Origin of the sequence: Arsenicibacter rosenii (assembly GCF_001870735.1) — a bacterium.
In the GTDB taxonomy this organism is placed as follows: Bacteria; Bacteroidota; Bacteroidia; order Cytophagales; family Spirosomataceae; genus Arsenicibacter; species Arsenicibacter rosenii.
The window spans coordinates 341,943-356,985 of sequence record NZ_MORL01000001.1 but is presented as its reverse complement, the minus strand read 5'-3'; the positions used below and the strand labels follow the sequence as shown (position 1 = coordinate 356,985).

9 protein-coding genes are annotated in these 15,043 nt (G+C 53.9%); 5 read left to right on the top strand and 4 right to left on the bottom strand.

Annotated elements, in window-relative coordinates; translation table 11 throughout:
• Positions 1-62 precede the first annotated feature (62 nt).
• The 4 genes from BLX24_RS01260 (at position 63) to BLX24_RS01250 (ending at position 4,263) form a co-directional block, all read left to right on the top strand.
• On the top strand, positions 63-1,121 hold the full coding sequence (locus BLX24_RS01260) for an SMP-30/gluconolactonase/LRE family protein (RefSeq protein WP_229201666.1): 1,059 nt from the start codon (positions 63-65) through the stop codon (positions 1,119-1,121).
• Between the two features lie 598 nt (positions 1,122-1,719).
• Positions 1,720-1,851, top strand: a complete 132-nt coding sequence (locus tag BLX24_RS33810; RefSeq protein ID WP_262482974.1) for a hypothetical protein — start codon at positions 1,720-1,722, stop codon at positions 1,849-1,851.
• 204 nt (positions 1,852-2,055) lie between these two features.
• Positions 2,056-3,210 carry a putative sensor domain DACNV-containing protein gene (locus BLX24_RS01255; RefSeq protein WP_071501261.1) on the top strand — a complete coding sequence of 385 codons (1,155 nt, stop codon included), beginning with the start codon at positions 2,056-2,058 and terminating at the stop codon, positions 3,208-3,210.
• A 186-nt stretch (positions 3,211-3,396) separates the two neighbouring features.
• Positions 3,397-4,263, top strand: a complete 867-nt coding sequence (locus BLX24_RS01250) for a hypothetical protein (protein WP_143092537.1) — start codon at positions 3,397-3,399, stop codon at positions 4,261-4,263.
• A 97-nt stretch (positions 4,264-4,360) separates the two neighbouring features.
• Here BLX24_RS01250 and BLX24_RS01245 read toward each other — a convergent pair whose 3' ends face one another.
• Positions 4,361-6,907, bottom strand: a complete 2,547-nt coding sequence (locus tag BLX24_RS01245; protein ID WP_083421743.1) for a carboxylesterase family protein — start codon at positions 6,905-6,907, stop codon at positions 4,361-4,363.
• A 146-nt stretch (positions 6,908-7,053) separates the two neighbouring features.
• Positions 7,054-7,911 carry a hypothetical protein gene (locus tag BLX24_RS01240; protein ID WP_071501259.1) on the bottom strand — a complete coding sequence of 286 codons (858 nt, stop codon included), beginning with the start codon at positions 7,909-7,911 and terminating at the stop codon, positions 7,054-7,056.
• A 296-nt stretch (positions 7,912-8,207) separates the two neighbouring features.
• Here BLX24_RS01240 and BLX24_RS01235 point away from each other — a divergent pair, with 296 nt between their 5' ends.
• Positions 8,208-9,551 (top strand): glycosyltransferase, encoded by a 1,344-nt coding sequence (locus tag BLX24_RS01235; protein ID WP_071501258.1) that lies wholly within the window; start codon positions 8,208-8,210, stop codon positions 9,549-9,551.
• A 58-nt stretch (positions 9,552-9,609) separates the two neighbouring features.
• Here BLX24_RS01235 and BLX24_RS01230 read toward each other — a convergent pair whose 3' ends face one another.
• Complete coding sequence (locus tag BLX24_RS01230; RefSeq protein ID WP_071501257.1) at positions 9,610-12,807, bottom strand: TonB-dependent receptor; 3,198 nt, start codon at positions 12,805-12,807, stop codon at positions 9,610-9,612.
• A gap of 206 nt (positions 12,808-13,013) precedes the next feature.
• Positions 13,014-15,002: a glycoside hydrolase family 127 protein gene (locus BLX24_RS01225; RefSeq protein ID WP_071501256.1), complete on the bottom strand. Its 1,989-nt coding sequence runs from the start codon at positions 15,000-15,002 to the stop codon at positions 13,014-13,016.
• Positions 15,003-15,043 lie beyond the last annotated feature (41 nt).

Below are 15,043 nucleotides of genomic sequence, written 5' to 3'. Positions count from 1 at the left end.
ACCCGCCGATTCTGCCGGTAAATGTCAGCCAAACCGTTCTCTCAATAAATCTGCGTAAACCTATGTGTTCCATTTCTTCTTCCCTTACCTGCCTTGCCCTCGGTCTGCCGGCTTTCCGGACTGCTCCGGCCCAGACCATGCCCAACCATAAACCCATTGCCGGCCGCGCTGGTAATTTACGATCCATTACCTTTGCCAACAGACCGAATTACTCATTCACCTACATGCTCTTTTTTTCACGTATAACAACCGTATGCACTGCCGCTGTAGCAACCGGCTTTTTACTGACAGCCTCGGTGCCTGACCCTGAACTTTTCAAAGCGCGGGTATTTACGCCGGCCAATGGCTTCACGAACGGCGTCGAAGGCCCCGCAGTCGATAAGGCGGGAACCATTTATGCCGTCAATTTTGCGAAGGAAGGCACCATCGGTCAGATTACGCCGGGTGGTCAGGCCAGTTTGTTTGTTGAATTACCGGCCGGCAGTGTCGGCAATGGTATCCGCTTCAATAAAGCCGGTGATATGTTCATTGCCGATTACCCGAAGCATAATATTCTCCGCATCAGCAAGGGGACTAAAACAGTAACTGTTTTTGCGCACGAAAGCCGGATGAATCAGCCCAACGACGTGGCCATTGACGACAAAGGTCGTCTCTACGCCAGTGACCCGAACTGGAAAGAGAATACGGGCAACATCTGGCGCATCGATCCCGACGGGAAGGTGTCACGGCTGGAGGCCAACATGGGAACCACGAACGGCATTGAGGTTAGCCCGGACAATAAAACGCTGTATGTCAACGAATCGGTTCAGCGGAATGTGTGGGCGTATGATCTTTCGCCGTCAGGGATGGTCAGCAACAAACGCTTGCTGATCCGATTCCCCGATTTCGGTATGGACGGCATGCGGTGCGACAAAGCCGGTAACCTGTATATCGCCCGGTACGACAAAGGCACGGTTGTTAAGGTTTCACCACAGGGCAAGGTCCTGCAGGAAATTATCCTGACCGGCAAAAAGCCAACCAATGTAACCTTCGGCGGCAAGGATAACCGCCTGGTTTACGTGACCCTTCAGGATCAGGGGAATCTGGAAGTATTCCGGGCAGATGTGCCCGGGCGACAGTAGTCCATTCGTTCCTACCAATCTATCATGTTCCCTTCGTAGAGACGCAATATTTTGCGTCTCGTTTTATGCCCGTTTCATGGCTTGCCTACTAATCTGCCTGACGGATGACGAGACGCAAAATATTGCGTCTCTACGTTTTATGCCCGTTTCATGGCTTGCCTACTAATCTGCCTGACGGATGACGAGACGCAAAATATTGCGTCTCTACGTTTTGCCAAATTTTATTTTTGCCTTTACACCTTAAAACAATCGTTTATTTGCAATAAACTGTTTTATGATTCAGGTGTTTTATTTGTCTTATCACTACTAAACGGCAAGTATCCTGGATCGGCGGCAACAAATTATTGCAGATAATCAGCACCTGCCGGAGCTTTGGGCCAAAGCACAGGATGGGGATCAATCTGCTTTTTGCCGGCTGGCCGAATCCCGAATTCATCAAGGACAGCATTCAGGATCTGTTCATCAATATCCGGGAGCAGCGTCGTTCAATCGCCATGCAGTATATGTCTCCATTTATTTCCTGAAAGCACGGCGAAATCAGCTCTTTCAGGAATTCCGGCGCCACAAACCACTGCATGCGCCTGTTGAAGAAAATGGCGTGACTGAACTTTCGGGCGGGTATACCGTTGAAAAAGAAATTGTGTTGTCAGAGCATGAATCAGCGAGCCGGAAACGGCCTCAGCGGGTCATTTACCACCTCCCGAAACGACAGCAGGGGCTGTTTTTCTGAAGTATTATCAGGGCCTTAATAGCGGGCAAAACGCTGATTTAATGGCCATTAACCGGCAATCCGTCGCCAATATGCTGTATAAAGCGATTGCGGCCTTAACATCACACCTAACCGTTTTCAATTACTGCATCGGTGTCATTTATTTCCTTTTCTAAGGAACCATCCGGCGGTTTTAGGGGTATTTTTTAATGTAAGTACCGTCGTATGATTTCACAAACTACCCCAACCACAACGTATAAGGCCGCTCAGGCAGTTGCACGGGCGGTTGAAGCGCATTTTGCCCGGCATTTCGGAAAAGCAGCACGTAAAGTCGAGTCCAGTGAACTGGCGCCGGTTCCGCCGCCACAGGTCATTGAGGCAATGATTGATGTAGCGTTCTGGGCAAGTCTGCGCCGTGAAGAAGGCAACTCGCCCAAAATTTCGCTTGCTTACCTGCCCGCCGAGCAGTCAAAAAATCCACTTTTGTTTGAACATAAGCTGGCTCTGACACCGGCGATCCTTACCAAACTGGCCCCTGCGGTCGAGCATCCCGGAATACACCTTGGCCTCTACGCCGAAGGCGATGAGCTCTGCATCTGGGGGGCCACGTCCGAAGTTCCGGGCAATTGCTTTATTCTGGAGGTAGTTGAACCCGGCTTGCTGGTGATCAAACACCGCCGTACCGAAGGCTTCGGTAAGTTTGTCAACGTGGCGATCCTGAAAGGAGATCAGATCAAAGTGGTCGATGAGCGCACAGCCGGCCTGCCCGACTGCCCCGCTATTCTGACCTCAATGCTGGGGTTTACGGCCCCGTCGACCTGGAATAATTCGATGAATGTGCTGGTGCAGCTGGCAGTAGCAATGCGGGCCCACGGTCGTGGCGGCAGTTTACTGGTTGTCCCTTCGCAACAGGACATCTGGCGGGATTCGATTCTGCATATCGGTTACCCGGTACAGCCCTCGTTTTCGGGCCTGTCGGAGCTGATGCGTTCTGATGCCGGCGAGCGCAAGCAAAGCTGGTGGATGGGAGCGCTGAACCTGGCCGTCGACCGGATTGCGGGGTTAACGGCCGTTGACGGAGCCACCATCATCAATGATCAGTATGAACTGATCGGCTTCGGGGCTAAAACCGGGCGTTCGTTCAACAGCGAGCGTGTCAGCCAGATTATTGTGACTGAACCTATCGTTGACAACGTCCCCATGGTGGTGCACCCGACTCAGACCGGTGGCACGCGGCATTTGTCGGCGGCCCAGTTCGTCTATGATCAGCGGGATTCGATTGCCCTGGTCGCTTCGCAGGATGGCCGGTTTACGATCTTTGCCTGGTCTCCGTGCGAAGAAATGGTGCACGCCCACCGCGTTGATTCGCTGTTGATCTAAAAAAATAAGGTCTCCGGCAATGCCAAAGACCTTACAATCTCCTTAACCTATGATGAAACAAACTTGAGGATTTATTCTCTACAGTAAAATTCGTGTTCCATTTCGTTTGCAAAGATCGCACATTCCGGAAGCTACTTCTTGTATCATGTTAGCAAGCTAATCAGTTTTATTAGCATATTTATGGAGATGAAATCACTACTCGTTCTCCTTGGCTTGCTGCCTGCCCTGGCCTGTGCTCAAAACGGCACCGACGTTTACCTGATGCGCGTCACGTCAGCAAACGGCATTCCGGCACTTTCTGATCCGGCAAACATCTCAAACAAAACCGGTTACGACAATCAGCCGTTTTTTCATCCGTCAAAACCGCTGTTGTATTACACATCGATGATGCCGGACAACCAGACCGATATCATGGTGTATGACCTCAGCACCGGCACCCGCACGCAGCTGACTAAAACCCCTGATTCGGAGTACTCGCCAACGGTGCTGCCCAATCAGCGCGACCTGTCTTGTATTGTGCAGCGGAAAGCCTCGGGCGACCAGGATCTGGTGGCCTATTCGCTTGCGGACCCCAACACCACACGGCTGATTTTTGCCTCCCAAAAAACCGGCAAGATCGGCTATCAGGCCTGGATCAACGACAACGAAGCCGTTGCCTTCGTGCTGGGGGAGCCAAACGCACTGCATTATTTCGACCTGAAAGCGGGAACAGACGCCGTCATTGCGCCGCAGATCGGCCGCTCGCTGCACAAAATTCCGGGCCGCAACACATTCAGCTTTGTACAGCAGACCGGCAACCGCTGGATAGTGCGCGAATTTGACCCGAAAACCAAAAAACTCACTGACCTTACCGACAGTGACCCCGACTCTGAGCATTACAATGCCTGGACACCCGACGGTATGCTTCTCGAAAGCCGAGGGACACAATTGTGGGCCTTTACACCGAAAACAAAGGTCTGGACCCGGGTACCGCTTCCGGCTGACTTACCGGCCAAAAAAATATCCCGCCTTGCGGTGCGGGATGGTTTTCTGGCCATTGTGCTGGACGAATAGGCTTTTTTACCACATAGCCACACTAGAAAACATAGTTATCAAAACCTTTTGTGTCTTATGTGTCTATGTGGTAAACGTTTATTTACAGCCTGATTTATTATTTCCCTTCACTCAGCGAGCTGTTTATTACGTAATTTTCCGGCGAAAGTTTCCAGTCATTGTCAAAGAAGCCGGCCATCCGGACGCCTTTGCTGCCGTTTTTCACCATATCCAGGCCAAAGATCATAAAGTCAGGGAAACCGCTGGCTCCGGCAAAGTACTGGTTGGCATTAGCCGCCTGCATCCCTTTCAGTCCGGTTCCGCCAATTACCGCTACCGATGCGTTGGCAGAACCACGGATCGGCCAGACAAAGCAGGCCGCCAGGTCATCGCCCGACCACTGCTGGTTACCGGCCCGCACCTGCTGCCGTTCAACCTGAATCGGACAGTCGGCGAGCAGCACTTTCCAGGCAGCGTTGTTAGTTGCATTACCGAACAGAACCACTCCACGGTCTTTATAAGCCGTCAGATTGTATTCCGTATCCGGAATCAGGTCGACCGCCCCGTTACCACGGTAATACCATGTTTCGGCGTCAAAACGGGCTTTCTGGTAGTTCCAGTCGTTTTCTTCTTTGGTTCCTTTGGTGCCGTATACATATACCATCCGGTAGTTAAACGCATCTTTGAACGTGCCGTACCGGTGCGGGCCTTTCTGCGCCAGCGACGGCAACGGCCCGACAGTCCACTTTCCGTCCGATTTCCGGAGCGTCAGTGTATCATGCGCACTTTTGGTCGCATAGGCAATCGCTGCCTGGCCGTCAAGAATTACATTAACCGGTGCATTGCCCCCGAACCCGTCCAGGGCCAGCCGCAGCACGGCCACGTTGGCTGTCGTGCCCGATACTGATTTTTTGTCGCGGGTCAGTTGCAGGCGGCTGTAGTTGAGCGGCTGTTCCTGCTGCACGATGGTAGCCCAGCGGTAGGTTGCCGAAATGCCCGGACTGGCGGTCGTAAAATCAACCGTCTGGATGGTCGAATCCGGGTTAATCTGGTGCCATTTAAAGAAATCGAAGATGGGTTTCCAGTCAACGCTGTGGTCGCCGAACCAGTGGCTGCCCCCCGGGTACTCGTAATACGTCAGGTCGGGCTGTGTTTCGCCCAGCAGTTTCCGCATCTGGCGGGCATAGGTTACCGGCACAGTCCGGTCGGCATCGCCATGGAAGACGTAGACACCCAGCGGTTTATAGTTGTTCGTCAGCTTCAGTACATCGCTCTGGTTACCGGCCCGCAGCAGCATCTGTTCCACGGGGTCCTGGCTGTTGGCTGGAATCACGCCATCGGCCGAACCATATTCTTTCAGCGTCGGATACCCTGCACACGGCGCAATGGCCGCCCACTTATCGGGATAAGTAGCTCCCAGAAACCATGTCCCGTGGCCACCCATGGAGTGGCCGGTCAGATAGATGTGTTGCGGATCCGGTTTAAACTGATCTTTGGCAATCGTCAGAACCTCCAGCGCATCGAGGCGCCCCCAGTCTTCCCAGTTAAAACCGCGCGGCCGGCGGTTGGTCGCCGCTACCAGATTTCCCCAGTCTTTAGGCTTGTAGGCCCTCGCCTGCCCGATGGCCTCAACCCCGGCCCCGTGTACGGACAGAAACAGCGCCGGTGATCCCGTTGCCTTCCCCGACTGTGGCGTTACGGCATAATACTGCAAACTCCCGTCGATCTGACTGATAAAGGTCCGGCTGTACGAGGCTTCCGGTGCCACGGCTTCAATCGTCAGCGTATTCTGGTCGACCGGCTTCCCCTGCTGCATCAGCGTCAGGGTACAGGCATGTTTGCCGGTGGTCGTCACTCCGGTCGGATCAAACCCAAAGGCTACTTTCCGGCCCGACATCGCCGGAATTGTTGCCAGCGTGGTTTTAACCGGTTTCCCGCCGATAACGGCAACCAGTTCCAGATTGGTCAGCGGTTTGGCGGTGGTGTTGAGCACCAGTACGGCGGCATTGAGCGCCGGTGTGGTCTCCCCGACCCGGATCGTCGGAACGGTCGGGTCGTCGGTCATCACCAATGCTTTTTTAGCCGTAAACTGAAGACTCGCTGTAATCATGACACCACGTGCATACAGCTCGTTCAGGCCTTTTTTCAGGGCTACGGGGATGTGCATATAACCCATGTTATAGGCATCGCCCATGTGCAGCTCGCCGTTGACATAGACGTTACTGTTGCCTTTGATGTTCAGGATGGCCACCTGATCTTTGGGCGATGCATACGTCAGGTAGGTATAGCCCCCTGCCGCCCCCAGACCACCGCGCAGGCTACCGGCCACCACGCCCGGGCCAGCCGGCGCGCCGCCGTTGCCGCGCATAGTCAGCTGCGGCCGCAGCCGTTTGGTCGAGTCGGCCGTCACGGGCATCCATCTGATCTCGCGCCCCTGCTCATCGGTACCGAAAACGGTGCCGTCCTGCGGCTGTTTAAGCGTTTTTGTGTAAAGCTGATAGGCCAGCGGATCTGTGTAAATGGCTTCGCGCCCGTAGCGGCTGCCGGTCAGGGCAAATAATCCCTTTGTAAACTGATAACTGTCCGTTACTGATGAAGCTTGTTGCGCCACAGAAACGTGGCTCATTCCTGCGAGGGCTCCCAGCAGAAGTACCCGATTGAACATACGTAGTGAATAGTTGAGTATTCGTCAAATTGCGTCACCCTAAAGTTCGTAAGTTTTCCGGTTACCAACCACATTGTACACACAAAGGGCTTAAATTTATACCATTGATTCCTTTATAAACACTCATTTTGTCTGCTTATACGCTGCTATGGGCAATTCGTCAATGTGATTGTATTGACTGACTGCGTACAGCCCAGCGAACTTTTCAGGGTATATTGGCCGGGTTGGGTGATTCCGGTTGCGCGGAAAGAATGGGTGCCGATTGAGCGGTAAACGGTTGAAAACACATAGTTATCCGGCCCCGTAATGACAAAGGAGTTACCGGTACCTGTCGCATTCAGCGAAACCGGCTGACCGGCACATACAGTGGGGATGCTTGCCTGAAGCGGGCCGGCAAAAGCGGCCTGGCTCGGGCTGATATATTCACCCTGATAAATCCGGAGCTGACCTATACCCAGTAAACCTTTCGCAGTAATACTTACCTGCCTGATCGTTGTTGAGGGGTCTGCGGTATAGAACCCATAATACCCTCTCGCTCCACTTCCCGGTGCGGAAACAGGCATCGGCCCGACAGAAGACGTTCCATCCGTTGAGGTTACCTCAATCGTGACGTTGCTTGCATTAAAAAGGTTAAACCCTTTAAAGGAAAAAGCTCTTGTCCCTTCAGGCATCGTCAGCGTAACCGTACCGAAATCAGGACCGCTTATGTTTGGAAGGTAAAAAGCTCCGTCATATAAATCGTCTGTTGCATCTGCATCCACGTATATAACCATATTAACACTTGAGCTGATTGTTCCGCTGATCGGACTGACGATATAATTAATCGTGGTTGACCCCTCAGGAGGCGGTGTAATACCAACCCGCGTCATTGGGAAACCGTTTAAGCAAGACTCTGTTGCAGGGGCTCCGGATTGAGGCACAAAAATAAGCTGGGCATGCGCCGATAGGGCAAACAGCAGCATAAAACCCGCCAGATAACTGAACAGGCAAGTACGTTTTTTCATTGGGTTTCAGGAAAAGGTTTACGAATAGTTGTGTTGCTATTTCACCACTAAACTTACCTAAAAGTCACCAATTTTTCAAAATTGCACTTACATGCGCTAACAGGTAGCTAAACTAATCAGCCCGGCAACTGATATGGGTGGGCAGGCCGTAATTGCCGGCTTGATCGTCGGGCTTTTCCGCGACACATAACCGGAATGTTGTTTCAACCGGTCTGTTTTCCGTTTCACCCGGCAGACAGCTGGTTTTTGGGCGGTGCTACGCCAATTTTACACCGGACAACATAAACAACAATACCATGAACAAACGACGTATCCTTTTCGCAACCGTCCCTTTTGACGGACATTTCAGCCCGCTGACCAGCCTTGCCGTACACCTCCACGAACAAGGCCACGATGTACGCTGGCTGGTAGGCGGCAAATATGGCCGTAAAGTCACGGAACTGGGTTTACACCATTACCCGTACGTTAACACACAGGCCATCAATCAGGAAAATATCGACACGTTTTGCCCGGAACGCATACGGCTTAAAAACCCGATTGCCAAACTCCGGTTCGATATCAATCAGGTGTTCTTACTGCGGGTACCGGAGCAGGTGGCCGATGTGAAGGCCATCTACAAACAATGGCCGTTTGACATGCTGGTTCATGACATTGGTTTTTTGGGGGGTGCCTTTCTCCGCGAACTGCTTCCGATAAAGACGGCCTGTGTCGGCGTGTTGCCGCTGACGGAGACCGATCCGTATGTGCCCCCGACCGGCATGGGCGTTAAGCCACAATCCGGCTTTTTCGGTCGTCAGTTGATCCGGATACTTCAGTTCGCCGTGAACAACGTAATGTTTAAACCCTGTAATGAGCTCTACAACAGCATTCGCCGCGATCACGGTCTTCAGCCCATAAGCAGCTTTATTTTTGATACCGCCGTAAAACAGTGTGATGTCTATTTACAAAGCGGAGTTCCCGGGTTTGAGTTTCCGCGCAAAAACATCAGCCCGCATGTACGCTATGTCGGCCCGATGTTCCCCTATAAATCCTCTGAATCCAAGGGGTTTGCTCACGTTGACCGTGCTCTCCGGTATAAACGGGTCGTGTTGACGACCCAGGGCACATTCGAGCGTGACATTGAAAAAATTCTGGTGCCTACCCTGGAAGCCTTCAAAGATGATCCGGATACGCTGGTGATTGCCACTACCGGCGGTTCAGGAACCGACGTACTTCGAAAGCGGTTTCCGCAGTCCAACATCATCATCGACGATTTTATTCCTTTCGAGTCGGTGATGCCCTATGCCAACGTGTATGTAACAAACAGCGGCTATGGCGGCGTTATGCTGGCCTTACAGCACGAACTACCGGTTGTGGCCGCCGGCATTCATGAGGGAAAGGCTGAAATCGCTTCCCGTATTGATTTCTGCCACCTTGGGATTAACCTCAACACCGAATCCCCCACACCGGTACAGATCAGAAAAGCGGTGCATAAGATAGGCAATGATCACAGCTACGCGCAGCATTTATCAAAGATCCGTGCCGAATTCAGCCAGTATAATTCGACCGGACTGGCGACCCGCTATCTGTCCGAAATACTTGATGACCACGTTCTGACGCCTCAAAATACGTCTCATCCGGCTAAAGAGCTGATCGCCTGAACAAAAGCGGCCCCGGGCATATGCCCGGGGCCGCTTTCATTACCTTCATAGACCGGCCTTAGAAACTATACCGTGCGCCGAGCTGCAACTGGTACGGGTTGCCCGATGGCGACACAATACCGGCCGTATTCACACGGTACACAAACTGCTGTTTTGTCTTGTCGAAACCTGGCACGGCCGCCGACGTTGACGTTGCCGGAATACCCAGGGCATACAACGCCTGCGTACCCAGCGATTTGTTAACGCCCCAATTCCGGTTCAGCAGGTTGGCAAAGTTGAACGCGTCGGCAGTGATTTCCAGTGCATGCGTTTTAAACAGGTTAAACCGCTTGCTGATACGAACATCCCACACGCCGTAAAAGCCGTTGATGCCTCCGTTCCGCTCCGCCATCTGACCCGCGTATTTCACGATATAATCCTTGATGCTCTGGCTGGCATTCGGGTTTTGCAGAATGGCAGTCAGACCGGTTTTGATGTTGGCCGGTGTACTTTCGGCATTGCGGTCAAAAATATAGGCAAGGTCGTTGGTGCCCGACACGAAGTCAGCGTTGCTGTTGGCACCCGACAACAGAGTATACCGTGTGCCGCCAATACCGCTATAGCGCACTCCGAGGCTGAATCCCCAAATGGTTGGCGAGGTACCGTAGAACACCACCTTGCTCCGGAAATGGTTATCGGAATACGTCATTTTGCTCAGATCGCGCGGATCGTCCTTAACGGGCAGTGACAGGGTAGCCGTATTGGCTACGTTTCCGTTATACGATGTATTGTCCTTCGTATCGCTCCAGGTGTAGCTCAGCGTCACTTCGCCGTCACGGAAATACCGGTACGTACCGTCGAGTACCACCGCAAACTGATTGACTTTCCCCTGGCTGTTCAGCTCCAGTACGCGGCCCAGTTTCTGGCTGATACGGCCCTGCAACCAGTCCCCTGCCCCGTTGGCCGGCATGGTAGCCGCCGGTACATACACCCCGCGATTAGCCTCGTTGGCCAGCCGGAAATACGGATCAGTGACCATGTTGCGGTCGACATACATGTAGTTCTGGCGACCCAGGGTCATGAAGCCGGCTATACCTACCTTCAGTTTATCGGTCAGGAAGCGCGAGTACGACAGATTGGCCTTGTACATGATTGGTACTTTCGCATCCGGTCCGTTCAGGTTGATGGTCGGCAGCTGGAAGGCGGGCAGCGACGGAATGGCGTTGTAGTTGCTGCGGTATGCCAGAAAATCCGGTGTCGGCAGGTTCGGGCTCCGGACATCGACCGTCGCCAGGTGTTTCCCGTCGAACGTCAGGTTATTGATGACCATGTAGTTATTGATATCCGACGCAAACACACCGGCACCAAAACGCACCACGTCGCGGCCGAGGTTATTCACATCCCAGGTCAGCTGCACCCGTGGCTGGACGACAAACGACTTGATTTTGTTATCTGTCCGTAAACCCAACTCGCTCAGTACGACGTCATTCAGCGGCGCCGACGGGTAGCGGGCCGCATCCAGCCGCAGGCCACCGGTGAAATCCATGCCGGGTGCCAGGCGGGTGTGCAGCTGCCCGTACACACCGGCGTTGATGATCTCGCCCCGCACGGTCGGATCAGCCACCAATGGCACTTCACGGTAATACCGGTATGGCTGCAGACGCTCAAACTTATCCAGGGCCGACAGGCTACCGTCGACGGTATAGTGGAAACGGCCGTTCACCTCACTGCCATAGAGCGATTTGGCATTGGTATACATGAAGTCGAGACCAAACGTGTACTGTACCTTATCGGTGTTGTAATACAGGTTATCAACCAGTTGAAGCACGTTATTCGTAAAACCCTCCTGCGCAAACCGGTGGCCGCCCATCTGAATGTTGGTCGAACGGTTTGCCCCGTCGATGACCGACACCACGTTTTCTACGATTGCGCGCGGGATATTGGCCGACGGTAACTGATCGTTCGGGCTGCTTTTCTGGTAGGTATAGAGGTGTTGCAGCTTCAGTTCATTGGTAACTTTCGGGTTCAGCGACGTGCGCAGGGTTGCCAACAGGCTGTTATCGACGTTATAGTCATTCCCGTACGACTCGTAGATGTTGATCGACGTATTGTCCTGCAGGCCCAGTTTGTTCCGGTCGCTGGTAAAGTTGTTGCGGACCGTCAGCAGGTTTTTCGGGTTGATCTGCCAGTCGATACGGGCAAAGGCAGCATCAGACCCACGTACTTTGTCGAACGTGCCATACTGGGGTGTATTGGCAACCCCGTACAGATTCCGGGCAATCGACACGAAGCGGTCGAGGGTGGTACGCGTGACGTTAAAGCGGTTTTCGTCGGCGGCCGACTGAATATCGGCGATGATGAGCGGGCGCGAATCCTGCTGGTGATCCCATACCACAAAGAAGTGCAGTTTATCCCGCACAATCGGCCCTCCCAGCGAAAACCCGAACTGACTGGTGGAGAAATCATTTACCCGGCGGTTGCCGCGAATGTCGTACGGACTCGACAACCAGTTGGCCCGCAGGTAATTAAAGGCGCTTCCGGACAGTTTGTTGGTACCGGCACGGGTTACGGCGCTCACCGTTCCGCCGCCCGCCCGGCCAAAGGTAACGTCATACTGATTCGTCACAACCTTAAATTCGCGGACGGCTTCAATCGAGATCGAATAGGGTGCCCCGCTCCGGCTGGTAGTCGCCCCGGCCGAGGTCGGGTTCTTGGCATTCATGCCGTCGATGGTATAGTTAGTCGACGAACCCAGTTGCCCCGACAGGTTGCCGCCCCGGCTCAGCGGCGACAGATCTGTGAGGGAAGTAAAGTTCCGGCCGTTTACCGGCAGCGCCGCAATCGAACGGGCCGAGATGGCGGTAGCCGCCCCGAAGTTTTCTACTTTATTCCGCAGACCCGACGCGACCACATCCACCACTTCGAGGGTTTGGTTGTCTTCCTGCATGCTCAGGTTAATCCGGATAGCGTCGCCCTGGTTGAGCATGTACCCCGTCCGCTTTTGTTCTCCGTAACCGATAAACGTGACCTTAATAGTATACGGTCCGCCCAGCGGCAGTTCTTTAAAGAGGTATTCGCCTTTAACGTTGGTAACGGTTCCGGTCGAGAAACCGGTTGATTCATTCCGGACCAATACCGTAGCACCCGGCAGTGGTCCCTTGTTTGTTTCTGAAATGATCCCGGCAATTGATGCCTGGGTTGTCTGCGCAACGGCCCGATGCCCTGCGCTCCAAACCAATGCCATTACCAGAAAGAGAAGTGATAGACTTTTTTTCATGCAGCTGAACTATGTGTTTTTTGCAGCTGCAAAGAGACAGGCCAAACGTGACCCCAGTATTAACCGTTTTTTATGGATGCGTTAACAATAAAGGGTGATTTATTACGAAATTGAAAACATATTAAAACAGGATGGGTATACCTTCCAGGATGTTCTGAACATCCTGGAAGGTATACCCATCCTGAACCGGAAAGAAGCCGCAGGCCTTACTCCGTTACCTTAACCTCCTTGATTTTCGTCGGCAACCAGACCTGCATCTGGCTTTTGCCACGGTTGGCCCACGCATAGTACGGAATGGCGGTGATCGTTTTCGGGGTATTCACAATGCTTTTGCCGTCAGGAGCGGGTTCGAGCACGGCGATATTGGCCTGAATGGCCGTTACCGGCTCATCGAGCACCTGATGCGGGGCCGTCGCGAAGGTCGCGTTCGACGGCACGAGCAGGTTCCAGGCACGACCGCCGTTATCTACGCCTTCGACACAATACACCAGCGGCCCCCGCTGCAAGGCTATCCGGCCCTCATCGGCTTTTACCTCCCGGCGGGCCACCACCTGACGAACCTCCATCGGCAGGCTCACCTCGACCACATCGCCTTTTTGCCAGGTACGGTCCAGCACGATGTAGCCTTTCTCTTCGCGATACGCCACCGGCTTACCGTTGAGCAGCACCTGAACCCCGGACGACGGTGGGGCCGTAAACTGATACAGATTCCCCGGTGCCGGTGTGTTCTGCGCCCAGCCCGGCAGCCGCACGTGCAGCGCATAAGCCACTTTTTTCGCCGGATCAGCCGTCAGTTTTACCGTCCCCGTCCACGGATACCCGGTCTCCATCCGGAATGGCACCGCCACCTTCCCGATGTTCAGCGTGGTACTGCTGGCCACAAACAGGTTGACCCAGATGCCGTTTTCTGAACGCCCGTAAATATAATCGCCGAGCGATGCGACCAGCCGGGCAATGTTCGACGGACAGCAGGCGGTACCAAACCACTCGCGCCGTTCGTTATTGCCGGCCGATGCCAGCGGGTTGCCGTAAAAGAAGCGGTCGCCGCTCAGGCTCAGGCCGTCGAGCGCTCCGTTGTAGAGGCTCCGCTCCAGCACGTCGATGTATTTGCTTTCGCCCGTCAGCAGGTTCATGCGCTGGTTCCAGAACACCATTCCGACCGACGCGCAGGTCTCGCAGTAGGCCGACTCATTGGGCAGGTCAAAGTCTTCGGTGAACCCTTCGTTATGCCCCGACGAACCGATCCCGCCGGTCAGGTACATATTGCGGTGGACCACATCTTCCCAAACCGTAGTCATGGCCTTCAGGTAGCCCTGATCGTTGGTCGCCGCCGCCACGTCGGCCGCCCCCGTGTACTGGTACATTGCCCGTACGGCATGCCCCGTAATCTCTTTCTGGTCTTTTACCGGCACATCGTCCTGGCAGTATTTCGGATTTTTCCAGTCGTCCCAGATTTTCCCTTTCCCGTACCCCCGTCCGCGCTGCGCCAGAAACCAGTCGGCCAGTTTCAGGTAACGCTCTTCGTTGGTCAGGTGGTATAACCGCATCAGGGCCAGTTCGATTTCCTGGTGGCCGCTTACCCATGGGCGGTCCGGCACACGAAACGTCTGGTCGATGTGGTCGGCAAACCGAATGGCCACATCCAGCAGCTTCCGTTTGCCGGTGGTGTTGTAGTAGGCCACTGCCGCTTCGATCAGGTGACCGGCGCAGTAATCCTCATGCCGCTCCATGTCGGTCCACCGTTTGTTGAGGCCGGTCAGCGTGTAGTATGTGTTCAGGTAACCGTCTTTCAGCTGAGCCGCCGCAATTTTATCAATCCAGTCATCGGCTTTTTGCTGTACATACGGGTCAGGGCGGTTTTTGAGCGAATACGCCATGGCTTCAATCGCCTTATAGACATCGCTGTCGTCGTAGTAAATGCCCTCGTGTTTTTCGGGTTGCTGCGTTGCCAGGCAGCGGGCTACTTTTTCGAAATTACGGATGCGGCCGGTTTTTTCTTCGGTCTGCACAATGCAGGCTTTCAGTGTTGCCGTGGCCACCTTTTCCATCTTAGGGGTCCAGAACTGGTCCTTGATAGACACTTGGGCAAAGCCGACCGGTTCGAAGCGTTGCGCCAGCGGCAAGGGTTGTGCATGGGCCGTCAGGCCAAATGCGGTGAGGGCCGTAAAGAGCTGTTTTGTCGGGAAATTTGTCATGTTCAGGCAGGGTTAACGTTGGCGGACAACCGGAGACCGGG